This window comes from Clostridium transplantifaecale (genome assembly GCF_900626075.1).
In the GTDB taxonomy this organism is placed as follows: Bacteria; Bacillota; Clostridia; order Lachnospirales; family Lachnospiraceae; genus Otoolea; species Otoolea transplantifaecalis.
Genome location: NZ_UYZY01000006.1, coordinates 299,263 through 314,371, shown reverse-complemented (window position 1 = coordinate 314,371; position 15,109 = coordinate 299,263). Strand labels below are relative to the sequence as shown.

The window sequence follows — 15,109 nt, the reverse complement described above, 5'->3', positions numbered from 1 at the left end:
ACTGCATTATCTTTAAACAAAACTATATTTAGCAAAATGACAGCGGGAAGTATTTCCACTGCGAATCAGTTAAAAGCGGCGTACGGACGAGAGACCGGCGCCGCTTTGTGTTGGAAAGATGTTTTCTGAAATGGTAATATTTTGAGCCGGGAAAATTTTCTTGCATAACGCCACGAAGAAAAGTATAATAGTGTTATGTTGTTCAAAGGAGAAAAGATATGCCGGATACGGAAGGACCTGAGAAAAAAAATCCCGTTAACCGGGAATTTATGAGGGAAAAGATTGTGAAACAGCCGTTGTCTAAAAAACAGATTGCAAAGCGCGTCCTCATTCTTATGTGCCTTGCGGTGTTGTTTGGCGTGATCTCGGCTGTCAGTTTTGTGCTGGCCAAACCTTTGGCGGACCGTTATCTGGGTAAAGAAGAGACGGAGGAAAGCACTTCAATTGTATTTACCAAGGATGATCCGGAGGCAACTGCCGTCAGCACGGCCGAGGAGGAGACGGTTCCCCTGAAGGTCGAGGAGGAAGAGCTTCGGATGGCGATTGAAGAAGCGCTTACCCGCTACAGCTTTACGCCGGAGAACCTGAATTCATTTTACAGTTCCCTTCGCGATGTGGCGGTTCAGGCAGATAAAAGAATTGTAAAAATCAGCTCGGGGAAACAGCAGACCGATCTCTTTTGCAATCCGGTTGAGAGTACCGGCGAATATGCCGGCGCGGTAATTGCCAGGACAAGCGGTGAGTATATGATATTTACCAGCGCGGATGCGGTCAGACAGGCGGACTCGATTTCCGTGACGTTTTTTGACGGAACCAGGGTTTCGGGACAGGCAAAACAGATTGACGAAGTTCTGGACATGGCGGTCATCAGCGTGAAAAGCGGGGAACTGGGAGAGGATCTCAGAAAAGATGTAAAGGTGCTGGTTCTGGGTAATTCCTACTCGGTGAAAGCGGGCGATATGGTGATCGGAGCAGGCGGTCCTTCGGGACAGGTACACTCCATGACATATGGAACCATTTCCTATATAGCAAGAAACGTTCAGATGACGGACGGCATTACCAGAATTTTATATGCCGATATCAGCAGCAATTCCAACATGGGTACATTTCTGCTCAACACGGCAGGAGAGATTATCGGATGGACTTCCGAGGATTATAAGACGGAAGAGAGCCAGAAGATGACGGCGGTCGTCGGGATATCCGACTATAAGCCGGTAATTGAGAAGATGACCAACGGGTTCCAGGTGCCTTATTTCGGCGTCAGAGGCCAGGAGGTCAACGAGGCCATGGTGGAGAACGGTTTTCCGCAGGGAGTCTACGTGGTAGAAGCGGTGGCCGGAGGACCTGCCTATGATGCAGGAATTCAGAACGGCGATATCATAACGCTGTTCGGTGAGAAAGAGATAACCACATTCAAGGAACTCCAGATGCAGATAGAAAACGCCCATTGCGGCGCCAGGGTCAATGTGAAAATCATGAGAAAAGGCCCGGACGGTTACAAGGAGCTGGATCCGTTTGAAGTGGAAATAAGAGCCAGATAGACGATAGAAGTCTGGCGTAAATGAAGAAGGTAATGCAAGCGTATTATGTGGGAGCCTGACTTGTCAGGCTCTCTGTTAACGAGGAGAGAGAGGAAAAGTATGAAATATATCGAGCAGTTCCGCGAGGGGATGCGCATCTCAGATGTGTATCTGTGTAAGACAAAACAGATCCTTCTGACGAAGAATGGAAAAGAGTATGTGTCCATGACGCTTCAGGATAAAACAGGGACCATTGACTCCAAGATCTGGGATCTGAGTTCCCCGGGAATCGGCAACTTTGAAGTGATGCAGTACGTGTTTATCGACGGGGATGTGACTGTATTCCAGGGCTCCAACCAGCTGAATGTGAAGAGAATCCGGAAAGCCGATGAGGGAGAGTACATAGAGAGCGATTACCTGCCGGTCAGCTCCAAAGATATTAAAGAGATGTACCGGGATCTTACCGCACTCATCCTGTCCATGAAGAATCCGTGGCTGAAACAGCTGGCAGGCAGCTATTTTATCGATGATAAGGATTTTGTTAAACAATTCTGCTTCCACTCAGCGGCCAAGAGCGTTCACCACGGTTTTGTAGGCGGACTGCTGGAGCATACACTGAGCGTGATGAAGCTGTGTGATTACTATTCCGGAACCTATCCGATGATCAACCGTGATCTGCTTCTGACGGCGGCGCTGTTCCACGATATCGGCAAGACAAAAGAACTGTCTGCATTTCCGGAGAATGATTACACGGATGACGGCCAGCTCCTGGGCCACATCATAATCGGTACCGAGATGGTGGGCGAGAGAATCCGCACTATTGCCGGTTTCCCGGAAAAGACGGCATCGGAATTAAAACACTGCATTCTGTCCCACCACGGTGAGCTGGAATACGGTTCTCCGAAAAAACCGGCGTTAATGGAAGCTTTGGCGCTGGCATTTGCAGACAATACGGACGCAAAACTGGAGACAATGACCGAGCTTCTCAAAAAAGCGGGCGACAACAATGAATGGCTCGGCTTTAACCGTCTGCTGGAGAGCAATGTGAGGAAGACGGCAACAGTTACTGATAACAGGTAGCATTCCGCGGTAAATTGGGATTGACGGGGCGGGACTGTCAGATTATAATAATCTCAACCGGCAGCACAAGCTGTCATAATGTTCCGGCTGAAAGCAATTTTCAATCACGCTCCAGGCCCGGCATGATTCCTGCACAAGCGGGATAAATAGTATGAAAATAAGTAATAACTGAAAAGTCACCCGCAGATGGCGTGATATTGAAATATGAAATTATACCAGGAAGGTATTTTTGTCCTCAAGGGGCAGAGTCTTTTCTGGTATTTTTTTCTGGAAAATTATCTTCATCGATTGAGTGGTAAAATTCAAATTGAAATGGATTGAAAGGGGAAACAGGTAATGAAAAAAATAAAGATTACTGCATTTTTTGCCGCCGCTGCCGCTGCCGGGCTGCTGCTAACGGGCTGCTCCGGTTCTGCGAAAAGATCCGGAACCGAAACGGAGACGAATGAGTCCGGAACGCAGGCACAGGAAACGGGAACGGAAGCGAAGAAGGATTCCGTCGTGGTGGTGATGACGACGAACTCCGAGCCGGAATCAGGATTTGACCCGGCCTATGGCTGGGGCGCGGGAGAGCACGTCCATGAGCCGCTGATCCAGAGCACCCTCACCGTGACCACACCGGATCTGGGGATTGGGTACGACCTTGCAACCTCCATGGAGGCCTCGGACGACGGAATGACATGGACCGTCACGATCCGCGACGATGTGAAATTTACGGATGGGGAGCCTCTGACGGCGGAGGATGTGGCATTTACCTATAATACGCTTAAGAAAACAAGTTCCGTCAACGATTTTACCATGCTTGAGAGCGCCGAGGCGGTGGATGGGACTACGGTTGCTTTCCATATGGAGCGTCCGTATTCCATCTGGCCTTATACGATGGCCATAACCGGAATTGTTCCGGAACATGCCTACGGTTCCGACTACGGAAGCAATCCGGTTGGTTCCGGGCGGTACATCCTGAAACAGTGGGACAGAGGGCAGCAGGTCATCCTGGAGGCCAACCCGGACTACTATGGGGAGGCGCCGAAGATGAAACAGGTGACCATCCTCTTTATGGATGAGGACGCTGCCTTTGCAGCAGTAAAAGCGGGGCAGGTGGATCTGGCCTACACGGCCGCTTCCTACACCGATCAGGAGACGGCGGGATATAATCTGCTATCCTGCGAGACGGTTGACAACAGAGGTTTTAACCTCCCGGCAATACCGAAGACGGAACTGGACGGCCTCACGGTGGGTAATGACTTTACAGCCGATGTGAAGGTCCGCCGGGCAATTAATCTGGCAATCGACAGGGAAGAGATGATAGGAAACGTTTTGAACGGATACGGCAGCCCCGCGTTCAGCGTCTGCGACAAAATGCCGTGGTATAACAGCGATGCGCAGATTTCATACGATCCTGAAGCGGCGGCCAGGCTGCTGGATGAAGCGGGATGGGTGACAGGCGCGGACGGAATCAGGGAAAAGGACGGAGTGAAGGCGGAGATCGAATTTATCTATCCGGCGGATGATTCCGTCAGACAGGCCCTGGCGGCGGATACGGCCAATCAGTTAAAGGAGCTGGGCATTCAGGCCACTTCCCGGGGAACAGGCTGGGATACAGCTTATGACGAGGCACAGTCACAGCCGCTCTTATGGGGCTGGGGAGCGCATACTCCGATGGAGCTTTACAATATCTACCACACGATGAAAGATACGGGTCTCGCATCCTACTCACCTTATGCCAATGAGACAGTTGACAGGTATATGGATGAGGCGCTGGCAAGCACGGATCTGGAAGGTTCCCTGGAGTTCTGGAAAAAGGCGCAGTGGGACGGAACCACAGGCATTACACAGGAAGGTGATATTCCGTGGATCTGGCTTGTGAATATCGACCATCTTTACTGGGAGCGGGACGGCCTTCATGTGGCCGAACAGAAACTTCATCCCCACGGCCATGGCTGGTCTATCGTAAATAATGTGGATCAGTGGAGCTGGGAATAAGAAAAAAGAGTGATAAGACATCCATCCCGGCGCGGGAATTCAGGATGGCGCTCCGCTGCTTTGCCGGATACGGCGGTGCAGCGGGCCGTCATACGGAATTCCCTGCCGGGATGAACAGGAAGAAGGAAGAAAACAGTGACTGGACGGTATGGTACATTTTTGGCAAAGAACGTGGTACGGATGGTAATATTACTGCTGGCTGTGAGTGCGGCGGCGTTTTTTTTGATTTCCATCTCGCCCGTGGATCCGTTGAAAACAAATGTGGGACAGGCGGCGCTCGGTTCCATGTCGGAGGAACAGATTAAGAGGCTGGAAGAATACTGGGGTGTCACGGTGCCTGCCGGTGAACGGTTTGCAAACTGGTTTTCCGGTATCTGCCATGGTGACTTCGGCACCTCCCTGCTCTACCGCAGGCCGGTTTTGGAAGTCATCGGGGAGAAATTTGCAAATTCCGCCTGGCTGATGGTGTCCGCCTGGATTTTTTCGGGCGTCGTCGGAACGGCCCTCGGCGTTGTGGCCGGTATGAAAAAGGGTAAGTGGCAGGATAAGGCGGTGACGGCATACTGCATGGTAATCGCCGGTACGCCTGCCTTCTGGCTGGCTCTGGTGCTTCTTTTAATCTTTGCCATCCAGTTTCCCATTTTTCCCATCGGTTTCAGCGTTCCCGTGGGAGTCGCCGCATCGGAGGTGACGCTTGGCGACCGGCTTATCCATGCCGCGCTGCCTGCGCTGACGCTCGGCCTGACCGGTGTTTCCAATATTGCCATGCATACCAGGAGCAAGATGATAGAGGTTTTAGAGAGCGACTATATTTTTTATGCCAGGGCAAGAGGAGAGTCCCCATGGCAGACCGTGAGGCGCCACGGGCTCAGAAATATCCTTCTGCCCGTCATTACGCTTCAGTTTGCTTCCATCAGTGAGATATTCGGCGGCTCCGTTCTCGTGGAGCAGGTTTTTTCTTACCCGGGACTCGGGCAGGCTGCCATTACGGCCGGTCTGGGCAGTGATGTGCCTCTGCTCTTAGGGATTACCCTGATCAGCGCGGCCGTTGTATTCCTTGGCAACTTTACGGCCGATCTGCTCTATTACGCCGTGGATCCGAGAATGAAGCGGGACAGGAAGAGATCGGCAGGAAAGGGGGAGGTTCTATGAATAACAGAAGAGCCAGAACTTTGACCGCTGTTTTCGCCTTTTCCCTGATTCTCCTTCTGGTTGCGGTTCTTGGGCATATCTGGGAGAGCGATGCGCTGGTGACCGATTTTTCCAGAAAGAACTTAAAACCGTGCGGCGCCTATCTTTTTGGTACCGACTGGCTGGGGCGCGATATGCTGAAACGGACGGCAGCCGGTCTTTCTATGAGCATCCGCCTCGGCGTCGTGACGGCTGCGTCCAGCGCGGTGATCGCCCTGGTTCTGGGTACGGCGGCTGCGGTTCTCGGGAAGGCGGCCGATATGGCTGTGTCGGGACTGATTGATACGATGATGGGAATCCCCCATATGCTCCTTCTTATATTAATATCCTTTGCCTGTGGAAAAGGTTTTACCGGAGTGGCTATCGGCATTGCGCTGACACACTGGCCTTCCCTGGCCAGGCTTATCAGGGCCGAGGTCCTTCAGCTTAAGGCCAGCCAGTATGTGAAGATTTCGGAACGGCTTGGAATGGGGAGATGGAGGATAGCGGCCGAACATATGCTGCCCCACCTGGTTCCGCAGTTTCTCACCGGCCTGGTGCTCATGTTTCCCCATGCTATCTTGCATGAGGCGTCCATCACCTTTTTAGGATTCGGACTGCCTCCGGAGGAACCGGCTATCGGCATTATTCTTTCGGAGAGCATGAAGTATCTCATCACCGGGAAATGGTGGCTGGCCGTTTTTCCGGGGGCGGCCCTGGTGGCCACGGTCCTCATTTTCCAGGGGCTGGGACAGAGCATAAGCGGCCTGCTGGATCCGGGGAGCGCCCATGAGTAAGCGGACGGTAATGGAAATCGTGACAGGGAGGAAGTAATATGCTGAATGAAACAATTCTGGAAGTCCACCGGCTGGGGATTTCATTTACCCAGTATGGGAAGGGACTCAGCCGCCGGACGCTTACCCCGGTTAAAAATCTGAACCTCACTCTGCGCGAAGGAGAAATGACGGCGGTCGTGGGAGCCAGCGGTTCCGGAAAAAGCCTGCTGGCCCATGCGATTCTCGGCATCATGCCATATAACTGCCGGGTTACCGGGGAGATACTGTACGGAGGTGAGCGTCTCACTGAAAAGAGGCTGGAAACACTGCGCGGTGGCGAGATTGCCCTGGTACCTCAGGGCGTATCCTATCTGGATCCTCTGATGAGGGTGGGAGAACAGATAAGAAAAGGAAAAAAAGACGGCGTTTCAAGGGAAAGATGCAGAGAGCTGCTTTCGCGGTTCGGCCTGGATGAAGCGACGGAAGAACTCTATCCTTTTGAACTGTCGGGAGGAATGGCAAGGCGGGTACTGATAGCGTCGGCCCTGATGGAGAATCCGCGTCTGGTGATTGCGGATGAGCCGACACCGGGCCTGGAACTGAATACGGCCAGACGCGTCATGGGACATTTCAGGGAAATTGCCGGTGAGGGCGCTGCGGTTTTGTTTATTACTCATGATCTGGAACTGGCACTGGAAACAGCGGACAGAATTATGGTATTCTATGAGGGAGAGATTATAGAGGAAGTAATGCCGGAGGATTTTGGCAGCCCGGAGAGACTTACACATCCCTACACAAAGGCGCTTTATTATGCCATGCCGGAACACGGATTTGCGGTGCCGGGACGAGGAAACGCAGTATCGGGGGATGGAGTTTCAGCACCGGACGGAGATGTGGAAATGACGTGTTCGGAGGTGAGGCCATGAGACTGGAAGCGAAAGACATTTCATTCCGCTATGATACCGGAAGCCGTCAGATTTTAAACAGGGTGTCCATTTCAGTTGAGAGCGGGGAGCGCGTCGCAATTGCGGCACCCAGCGGATTCGGGAAAACTACATTCTGTAAGATTCTTGCAGGCTACGAGAAGCCGGATTCGGGGAAGGTCATGCTTGACGGAACGGAGCTTGTAAATTTCAGAGGAAGGCTGCCGATCCAGATGATATGGCAGCACCCGGAGCAGTCGGTGAACCCGCGCTGGAAGATGGCGCACGTTTTAAAAGAGGGAGGCCGGATTTCTTCGGAATTACTGGATAAACTGGGAATAAGGCAGGAATGGCTGGACCGTTTTCCCTCGGAGCTTTCGGGCGGTGAGTTGCAGCGTTTCTGCATTGCAAGAGCTCTCGGAGAGGGTACGAAAATTCTGTTGGCGGATGAGATAACAACGATGCTTGATATGGTGACTCAAAGCGCCATCTGGCATGCACTGATAGAAGAGACGGAAAAGAGGGGGATCGGAATGCTGGTAGTCAGCCACTCCGACAGCCTGACGGACAGAGTCTGTACAAGAAAAATAAATTTAGTGCAGTGAGATAAGCGGCGGCACGCTTCATACAGGAGGAATAAATGGACGTAAAAATGATGTTGGAACAGGTGAAGGCAGGCACACTGTCCACCCTCGAGGCGGAGGAAATGCTTAAAAACCTTCCATACGAAGATTTAGGTTATGCAAAGCTGGATCTTCACAGAAAGCTCCGCTCCGGATTTCCGGAGACCGTATTCTGCCAGGGAAAACCGGATCAGTACCTGGCAGAGATATTCGCCGCGCTGTACCGTGAAAACGGCGAGGTGATGGGTACAAGAGCCACGGCGGAGCAGTATGAACTGGTAAGGGAGAAAATTCCCGGGATTGTCTATGACCCGATATCCCGTGTGCTGAAGGCAGAACCGGAGGGTAAAGTGAGAAAAGGCTGTGTTGCCGTCTGTACAGGCGGAACGGCCGATATTCCCGTGGCGGAGGAAGCGGCACAGACGGCGGAATTCTTCGGATGCTATGTGGACAGAATCTATGACGTCGGCGTTGCCGGAATACACAGAATTCTTTCCAAACGGGAGCAGATTACAAAGGCAAACTGTGTCATTACCATTGCGGGCATGGAGGGCGCCCTGGGAACCGTGGTGGCCGGGCTGGTGGAAAATCCGGTTATCGCAGTCCCCACATCAGTCGGTTACGGAGCCAGCTTTCACGGACTGTCGGCATTACTTACCATGCTCAATTCCTGTGCTAACGGGATATCTACAGTGAATATTGACAATGGTTACGGCGCAGGATACCTTGCGGCGCAAATTAACAGACTGGCAGTGGGAAACGGGAACGAAGGCGGGATTTAACGAAGGAAGGATGGAGAAGAATGAGCGGAAATACAAACCAGAATAAAGAGGAAAAATGGCTGTACCTGGAATGCTATTCCGGTATCAGCGGGGATATGACGGTAGGGGCTCTTCTGGATCTTGGAGCCAGCAGAAAAGTTCTTGAGGATACACTGGCGAGTTTGGGAGTGGAGGGATATCATCTGCATTTTGGAAGAAAACTGAAATGCGGTATTGATGCCTACGACTTTGATGTGCATCTGGAAGATGGTGCGGATCATGGACATGGTGAAGACGGTCATGATCATAATCACGGCGACGGCCACAATCATGACCACGCTTACAATTATGACCATGATCACGACCACAACCATGACCACAATCATGATCATGGCCATGACCATGCTCATACCCATGATCACGATCACGGCCATCCCCACATCCACAGAAACATCCACGATATTGTCTCAATCATCGATCGGATGAACGCAGGGGAGCCAGTTAAAGATCTGGCGAAAAAGATGTTCCAAATCGTAGCGGAAGCAGAGTCAAAGGCGCACGGTCTGCCGATAGAAGAGGTGCACTTCCATGAGGTGGGAGCCGTCGATTCCATCGTGGATATCATCAGCGTGGCGGTATGCCTCCACGATCTGGGAATAACAAAAGTGGCGGTATCCTCCCTGGCGGAAGGAAAAGGCTATGTCCGCTGCCAGCACGGCGTGATGCCGGTTCCGGTTCCGGCTACTGCCAATATTGCCGCGGCACACGGACTGGAACTGAAACTGACGGACAACGACGGGGAGATGGTAACGCCGACCGGCGCTGCGATTGCCGCCGCACTCCGCACGGAGGAGGAACTGCCGGAGCGCTATGTAATTGAAAAGATAGGCGTCGGAGCCGGAAATAAAGACTTTAAAAATGCTAATATTCTGAGGGCAATGCTGATCCGTCCTACGGAGGATAACAGGCATAAACCAGTAAAAAACAGGCAGGATACAGGAGAAAATCAGCAGAATACGGAGGAAAGACTCTGGATTCTGGAAACGAACATGGACGACTGTACGGGTGAGGCCCTGGGTTTTGTCATGGAATGCCTGATGGAAGAGGGGGCAAGGGACGTATGGTATACCCCGGCCTACATGAAAAAGAACCGTCCCGCTTATGTGCTCCGCATTCTCTGTACCGTTGATAAGAGAGAGGCAATGGAGGCGGCCGTATTTGCCCATACGACAACGATAGGAATCCGCCGGTGGCCTGTAGAGCGTACGGTTCTGGAACGGGAAGTCAGACGTGTGGAGACACGTTACGGCGTTGCCGATGTCAAGGTCAGCCGCAGCGCAGGCGTGGAGTATTTCTATCCCGAATATGAGAGCGTACGGAGAATCTGCCGCGAGCAGGGACTTGCTTTTACGGAAGTATATCACGCTCTGAAAGAGGATGCCCATGAGTGAAACAAAAAGGAACACGGACAGGCTGAAACAGATGATGGACGAATATGCGAAATCTCCTGTCTGCCTCGCTTTTTCCGGCGGGGTAGACAGCAGTCTTCTGCTGAAGCTGGCCTGTGAGAGCGGAAGAAAATACGGAAACCCCGTCTATGCGGTGACTTTTAATACGATGCTCCATCCTGCCTGCGATCTGGATACGGCAAAAAGAGTGGCGGACGAGATGGGGGCGGAGCATATTGTGATTCAGGTGGATGAGCTTCAGATGGAAGGTATGAAAGACAACCCTCCGGAGCGGTGCTACCTCTGTAAAAAGCATCTTTTCACAACGCTTCTTGATTTTGCCCGGGAAAAGAACATTGCCTGTATACTGGATGGCACGAATGAGGATGATATGCATGTATACCGTCCCGGCATCCGGGCGCTTAAAGAACTTGGAATCATCAGTCCCCTTGCCCTCTGCCATATCACAAAAAAAGAAGTCAAGGAGCTGGCCGCAGAACTTTCTATTTCAGTTGCATCCCGGCCTTCGACCCCGTGTATGGCAACCCGTCTTCCCTACGGAGAGAAATTAGACTATGAAATTCTCAGGAAAATAGAGGCCGGGGAGGAATATCTTCGCACCGTGTTCCGGGGGAATGTCCGTCTGCGCCTGCACCGTGATACGGTCAGGCTGGAGCTGGATCCGGATCAGATGACTGCGGCTATTGAAAAGCGGGACGAAGTCTGCAAAAAACTGAAGGAACTGGGATTTTGCTATATTACGCTGGATTTGGAAGGATTCCGTTCCGGGAGTATGGACCTGCATATTCTGGAACGTGTTTGAAAATTCTAAAATCAGAAATAACGGATAAAGTGCATGGCTCAGTCCGGCGGCAGAGGAGAAGATGATATGACGATAAGACATTTACAGATATTTGTAGCGGTTGCTGACTGCGGGAAGATGAGGGCCGCGGCAGACAGTCTGCACATTTCACAGCCCTCCGTCAGCCAGGCGGTGCGTGAGCTGGAGACGTACTATAATGTGAAGCTTTTTGAACGTCTGTCACAAAGAATCTATATAACCGAAACGGGCCGGAAGCTGCTTCCCTATGCACGTCATATCATTGACTCTTTCGAAAATATGGAGGGATTTTTAAACGATACTTCCGCAGGCAATATGATACGCGTAGGAGGCAGTGTATCCGTCGGAACCAGGCTGCTCCCGTCCCTGATAAAGAGCCTGGAAGTAGCGGTTCCCGGTATCGATGTCCGCGTTGTTGTGGACAATACGGCAGCCATTGAGGGGATGATTCAAAGAAGTGAGCTGGATATTGCAGTGGTAGAGGGAATTGTGAGAAGCGGAGAGCTGGTGAAGAAAGACGTCTGTGACGATGAGCTGATGCTCGTCGTGGGACCGGAACACGAGCTGTTTGACCATCCCGACATCACGCTGGGCGGACTGACCGGCCACGCCCTGATTTCCAGGGAAACAGGAAGCGTGGAGCGCAACCAGTTTGAACAGTTTCTGCTGGAACATGAAATCAGGATGAAAAACAAGTGGAGCTGCAGTAATACCGAGACGATTAAAAAGGCGGTGATGAACGGAGAGGGGATTGCCATCCTTTCCAGACTGGTGATTGAAAAGGAGATAGCCTGCGGTGAGGTCCACGCCCTGAACGTAGAAAATATCCAGATGAAGAGAAAAATTAAACTGATTTACCACAAAAATAAATTTATCTCCCAGTCCATGGAGCGGTTTATAGAAATCTGTGCATCGGTTCAGCCCTAATGTACTGACACATTTATAATCAGCCTAACTGCCCCGCCTATTTTGCACACCGGAGCAAATTCTAAAAATAAATCCCGCCATCTGTTGAAAATGAGGCATACAGATGGCGGGATTTATTTTTAAATACACTTTCATGTTCAGATTTTTCTTGTTAACTTATTTAAAGCGCAAGGCCGGTGGCCAGGTACATAACGGTTCCCACGACGCCGCTGCCAAGTATTACGGAAATGGAACCGGCTTTCTTTTTCCGGAGGAGATATAGGCCTCCGATGAAAAGAAGACATTCAATCACATGGAAATTCTCAAGTCTTACGCCCTGAAGCCCGGACTGAAAAAGTCCCAGTAACAGGATGGAGAGTCCGGCTGAACCAATCAATGCCACAACGGCCGGACGCAGCGCGCCGAGTACGGTCTGAACGCCTGAAAAGCTGCGGTATTTATAATAAAAATGTGCCAGTGTAAGACAGATGATGAACGACGGTATAATGCAGCCCAGCGTACAGAGAATTACGCCAAAGGGCCCTGAAAGTCTCATACCGACGAAAGTCGATGAGTTGATGGAAATCGGTCCGGGTGTCATTTCTGCGATTGTGATTAAGTCGGTAAATTCCTCCAGGGTCATTAAGCCATGGATGTTTACTATCTGGTTCTGAATCAGCGGAATTGCGGCATAGCCTCCGCCTACACTAAAAAGTCCTACCTGGATAAAACTTAAAAATAATTTAATCAGCAGCATATGATTCCTCCCTCTTTCCTGCCTGTTTTCTCATAGTGATTCCAAGATCCGCAAGGCCGATACCCAGGCAGACTAAGATGACGACCATAGCGCTGACGCCCAGGAAAAATGTTGCGATAAAAGAGACCGTCATCATTCCCACATACAGGAAACGTCTTGTCTTGCAGACATTGGCCGCCAGATTCCAAACCACATCCATAATAACCGCAGCAACTCCGGCTCTCATGACTTGAAGGGCGATTGCAATGTAGGTATTGGTGCGAAACTCCGTGTAAAACATGGAGATGACGGAGATAATAAACATCGGCGGTATAATGGTGCCGAGGATAGCCGTCAGCGAGCCGATAATTCCGCCCATTCTATATCCGATAATAACGGAAGCGTTGACCGGAAGGGGTCCCGGCGAGGACTGTGTGATTGCCGTGATATCTAACATCTCACTTTCATCCAGCCATTTAAGTTCCTCTACAAATTTCTTTTTCATTAACGACACAATGACGAAACCGCCGCCAAAGGTACATGCGCTTAAAACAAACATTGATTTAAACAGAATCCATAACGTCTTAACGTCTGCCTTCTTATTCATAATCGTTTACCTTCTCCTTTTTATTCCATTCCTTTTTGTGCTTGTCGAATTCGATAATTGGATTATATTTCATGACAATTAATATGTAAAATACATAAAAATAATAAAAATGATAAGTGATTACCTATTAAATTTGAATTTATAAGCAAATATGGATTTTTGTTTTACAGAAGATCTCTTATATGGAAGAAAGAGGAATGAAATGAAAGCAGGAACAATAATAAGAAATAAAAAGATTTTCAAGTCCGGGAAGAAAATATCTTAACTTTCAGGTTTGTGATATACTTTTATTATATAGGATGGAAGAAGGGGCAGCATATATTTTTTAATGAAATACACCACAGCGGAGTTTATCAAAGAGTATATGAAAAGCTGGATATTGTACAGGATATCTACGCTCACCCGGAAAATTATAAAGCGGAAACTCTTGAACATCATACGAGAGTGGCGATGAGGGAATTGGCGCTGGAAAAAGTGCGGAAGCTCAAGTATCCGGAATTTCCATCCAGAATGAGCTGCCTGTATGTTTCGGACAGCCCGGAGGAGGCCGAAAAGTGGGCCGGGCTTTTTATCGCATGGGGCAGACCGACTTATTCGATTGTAAAGCTGAGGATCAAGGGAAATCTGTTCACCGGCGATGCAAATAATTGTAAGGGGGTGTATTTTCAGGGGGCATAACAAAAGAGCCGCAGGGACGACCTGTGGCTCTTTTGTTATAAAAAAAATTTTTTTCAGTTTTGACTCCGGAAGTTTCTGAATAAGAAGGCTGTGTGTCAGGTTTACGCTACAAAAGCATACATCATAATATAATGACAAAGGCTTCCACCCATGACAAAGAGATGGAAAATCTCATGGGAACCAAAGTTCTTGTGCCTGGAATTGAAGATAGGCAGCTTCAGTGCATATATGATGCCTCCCACGGTGTAAATGATGCCCCCGGCCAGAAGCCAGCCGAAAGCAGCTCCGGGCAGAGCCAGGACAATCTGCTTGAAAGCCAGGACGCAGACCCAGCCCATGGCAATATAAATCAGAGAGGAAAACCACTTCGGGCAGTTGATCCAGAGGGCATTAATAATAATACCCGCCAGGGCAATTCCCCAGACAAGGGCCAGCATGGAATATCCCGATTTATCACCCAGGACAATGAGGCATACCGGGGTATAGGTTCCTGCAATCAGTATAAAGATCATCATATGATCCAGTTTTCTCAGGCGTTTGTTAACTTCTTCCGAAATATCAAGTGTATGATAGATAGTGCTGGCCGCGTACAGAAGGATCATGCTGACGATAAAAATAAACAGAGCCGCAAAATGAATATGATCCGGTTCGTGTGATGCCTTCAGCAGCAGCGGAACCGCCGCCGCGCCTGCTCCTACCATGGCGATAAAATGGGTCAGTGCACTGCCAGGGTCTTTGACTTTAATTTTCATAAGATTACCTCCTTACAACCTGTAGAAATTTTGTTACGTATCAATACCGGTCATTACCGAAAAATTACATAATAGAATATAAAAGCATGCAAAATATTTGTTTGAGTTCTCCGCGGTGTCAGCAATCCTGTAAATTTTGCTGAGATCAAGTTTTGACTAATCTGTTATGTAGTTTTGAAAACTACATCTTATATTTAACTATACTATACTCTTTTTTGTGCAAATATTCAAGACGGAATTATTATTTTTTTCAGGACAATAACAGAAAGCAGAATTAAAACGTAAAGCAGCAGGTATTGCCGCGG

Annotated in this window: 15 protein-coding genes; 12 read left to right on the top strand and 3 right to left on the bottom strand. The window is 50.0% G+C overall.

Going from position 1 to position 15,109, the window contains the following annotated elements:
- The first annotated feature begins 218 nt into the window (after nucleotides 1-218).
- The 11 genes from EJL91_RS21025 (at nucleotide 219) to EJL91_RS20970 (ending at nucleotide 12,052) form a co-directional block, all read left to right on the top strand.
- The gene (locus tag EJL91_RS21025) at nucleotides 219-1,541 is read left to right on the top strand and encodes a S1C family serine protease (RefSeq protein WP_125143916.1); all 1,323 of its coding nucleotides are present in this window, start codon (nucleotides 219-221) and stop codon (nucleotides 1,539-1,541) included.
- A 99-nt stretch (nucleotides 1,542-1,640) separates the two neighbouring features.
- Nucleotides 1,641-2,600 carry a 3'-5' exoribonuclease YhaM family protein gene (locus EJL91_RS21020; RefSeq protein ID WP_125143915.1) on the top strand — a complete coding sequence of 320 codons (960 nt, stop codon included), beginning with the start codon at nucleotides 1,641-1,643 and terminating at the stop codon, nucleotides 2,598-2,600.
- Between the two features lie 336 nt (nucleotides 2,601-2,936).
- On the top strand, nucleotides 2,937-4,583 hold the full coding sequence (locus EJL91_RS21015; protein WP_125143914.1) for an ABC transporter substrate-binding protein: 1,647 nt from the start codon (nucleotides 2,937-2,939) through the stop codon (nucleotides 4,581-4,583).
- A gap of 135 nt (nucleotides 4,584-4,718) precedes the next feature.
- Nucleotides 4,719-5,735: an ABC transporter permease gene (locus EJL91_RS21010; RefSeq protein ID WP_341467041.1), complete on the top strand. Its 1,017-nt coding sequence runs from the start codon at nucleotides 4,719-4,721 to the stop codon at nucleotides 5,733-5,735.
- Complete coding sequence (locus tag EJL91_RS21005; protein WP_125143913.1) at nucleotides 5,732-6,550, top strand: ABC transporter permease; 819 nt, start codon at nucleotides 5,732-5,734, stop codon at nucleotides 6,548-6,550. Before EJL91_RS21010 ends, EJL91_RS21005 begins: the two co-directional genes overlap by 4 nt.
- Before the next feature lie 38 nt (nucleotides 6,551-6,588).
- Nucleotides 6,589-7,455 carry an ATP-binding cassette domain-containing protein gene (locus EJL91_RS21000; protein WP_125143912.1) on the top strand — a complete coding sequence of 289 codons (867 nt, stop codon included), beginning with the start codon at nucleotides 6,589-6,591 and terminating at the stop codon, nucleotides 7,453-7,455.
- Nucleotides 7,452-8,057 carry an ABC transporter ATP-binding protein gene (locus EJL91_RS20995; RefSeq protein ID WP_125143911.1) on the top strand — a complete coding sequence of 202 codons (606 nt, stop codon included), beginning with the start codon at nucleotides 7,452-7,454 and terminating at the stop codon, nucleotides 8,055-8,057. The genes EJL91_RS21000 and EJL91_RS20995 overlap by 4 nt, the downstream gene beginning before the upstream one ends.
- A 35-nt stretch (nucleotides 8,058-8,092) precedes the next feature.
- Nucleotides 8,093-8,857, top strand: coding sequence for a nickel pincer cofactor biosynthesis protein LarB (gene larB, locus EJL91_RS20990; protein ID WP_125143910.1), 765 nt, complete (start codon nucleotides 8,093-8,095; stop codon nucleotides 8,855-8,857).
- 20 nt (nucleotides 8,858-8,877) lie between these two features.
- Nucleotides 8,878-10,287 (top strand): nickel pincer cofactor biosynthesis protein LarC, encoded by a 1,410-nt coding sequence (gene larC, locus EJL91_RS20985; RefSeq protein ID WP_125143909.1) that lies wholly within the window; start codon nucleotides 8,878-8,880, stop codon nucleotides 10,285-10,287.
- Nucleotides 10,280-11,107: an ATP-dependent sacrificial sulfur transferase LarE gene (gene larE, locus EJL91_RS20980; protein WP_341467040.1), complete on the top strand. Its 828-nt coding sequence runs from the start codon at nucleotides 10,280-10,282 to the stop codon at nucleotides 11,105-11,107. The genes larC and larE overlap by 8 nt, the downstream gene beginning before the upstream one ends.
- 66 nt (nucleotides 11,108-11,173) lie before the next feature.
- The gene (locus tag EJL91_RS20970; RefSeq protein WP_125143907.1) at nucleotides 11,174-12,052 is read left to right on the top strand and encodes a LysR family transcriptional regulator; all 879 of its coding nucleotides are present in this window, start codon (nucleotides 11,174-11,176) and stop codon (nucleotides 12,050-12,052) included.
- A gap of 160 nt (nucleotides 12,053-12,212) precedes the next feature.
- On the opposite strand, the gene EJL91_RS20965 is transcribed toward EJL91_RS20970, so the two are convergent.
- A complete protein-coding gene (locus EJL91_RS20965; protein WP_125143906.1) occupies nucleotides 12,213-12,788 on the bottom strand; it encodes a chromate transporter in 576 nt (191 codons plus the stop codon).
- Entirely contained in the window at nucleotides 12,775-13,374 is a 600-nt protein-coding gene (locus tag EJL91_RS20960; RefSeq protein WP_125143905.1) for a chromate transporter, read from the bottom strand. Before EJL91_RS20960 ends, EJL91_RS20965 begins: the two co-directional genes overlap by 14 nt.
- A 276-nt stretch (nucleotides 13,375-13,650) precedes the next feature.
- Here EJL91_RS20960 and EJL91_RS25195 point away from each other — a divergent pair, with 276 nt between their 5' ends.
- Nucleotides 13,651-14,052, top strand: a complete 402-nt coding sequence (locus tag EJL91_RS25195) for a DUF2441 domain-containing protein (protein WP_279230059.1) — start codon at nucleotides 13,651-13,653, stop codon at nucleotides 14,050-14,052.
- A gap of 101 nt (nucleotides 14,053-14,153) precedes the next feature.
- On the opposite strand, the gene trhA is transcribed toward EJL91_RS25195, so the two are convergent.
- Nucleotides 14,154-14,804, bottom strand: coding sequence for a PAQR family membrane homeostasis protein TrhA (gene trhA / locus EJL91_RS20950; RefSeq protein ID WP_125143903.1), 651 nt, complete (start codon nucleotides 14,802-14,804; stop codon nucleotides 14,154-14,156).
- Nucleotides 14,805-15,109: the final 305 nt, after the last annotated feature.

What these genes read in the sequence shown, in the direction of transcription:
- EJL91_RS21025 (WP_125143916.1), top strand. Translation starts at nt 219, where the DNA reads ATGCCGGATACGGAAGGACCTGAGAAAAAAAATCCCGTTAACCGGGAA.
- EJL91_RS21020 (WP_125143915.1), top strand. Translation starts at nt 1,641, where the DNA reads ATGAAATATATCGAGCAGTTCCGCGAGGGGATGCGCATCTCAGATGTG.
- EJL91_RS21015 (WP_125143914.1), top strand. Translation starts at nt 2,937, where the DNA reads ATGAAAAAAATAAAGATTACTGCATTTTTTGCCGCCGCTGCCGCTGCC.
- EJL91_RS21005 (WP_125143913.1), top strand. Translation starts at nt 5,732, where the DNA reads ATGAATAACAGAAGAGCCAGAACTTTGACCGCTGTTTTCGCCTTTTCC.
- EJL91_RS21000 (WP_125143912.1), top strand. Translation starts at nt 6,589, where the DNA reads ATGCTGAATGAAACAATTCTGGAAGTCCACCGGCTGGGGATTTCATTT.
- EJL91_RS20995 (WP_125143911.1), top strand. Translation starts at nt 7,452, where the DNA reads ATGAGACTGGAAGCGAAAGACATTTCATTCCGCTATGATACCGGAAGC.
- larB (WP_125143910.1), top strand. Translation starts at nt 8,093, where the DNA reads ATGGACGTAAAAATGATGTTGGAACAGGTGAAGGCAGGCACACTGTCC.
- larC (WP_125143909.1), top strand. Translation starts at nt 8,878, where the DNA reads ATGAGCGGAAATACAAACCAGAATAAAGAGGAAAAATGGCTGTACCTG.
- larE (WP_341467040.1), top strand. Translation starts at nt 10,280, where the DNA reads ATGAGTGAAACAAAAAGGAACACGGACAGGCTGAAACAGATGATGGAC.
- EJL91_RS20970 (WP_125143907.1), top strand. Translation starts at nt 11,174, where the DNA reads ATGACGATAAGACATTTACAGATATTTGTAGCGGTTGCTGACTGCGGG.
- EJL91_RS20965 (WP_125143906.1), bottom strand. Translation starts at nt 12,788, where the DNA reads ATGCTGCTGATTAAATTATTTTTAAGTTTTATCCAGGTAGGACTTTTT.
- EJL91_RS20960 (WP_125143905.1), bottom strand. Translation starts at nt 13,374, where the DNA reads ATGAATAAGAAGGCAGACGTTAAGACGTTATGGATTCTGTTTAAATCA.
- trhA (WP_125143903.1), bottom strand. Translation starts at nt 14,804, where the DNA reads ATGAAAATTAAAGTCAAAGACCCTGGCAGTGCACTGACCCATTTTATC.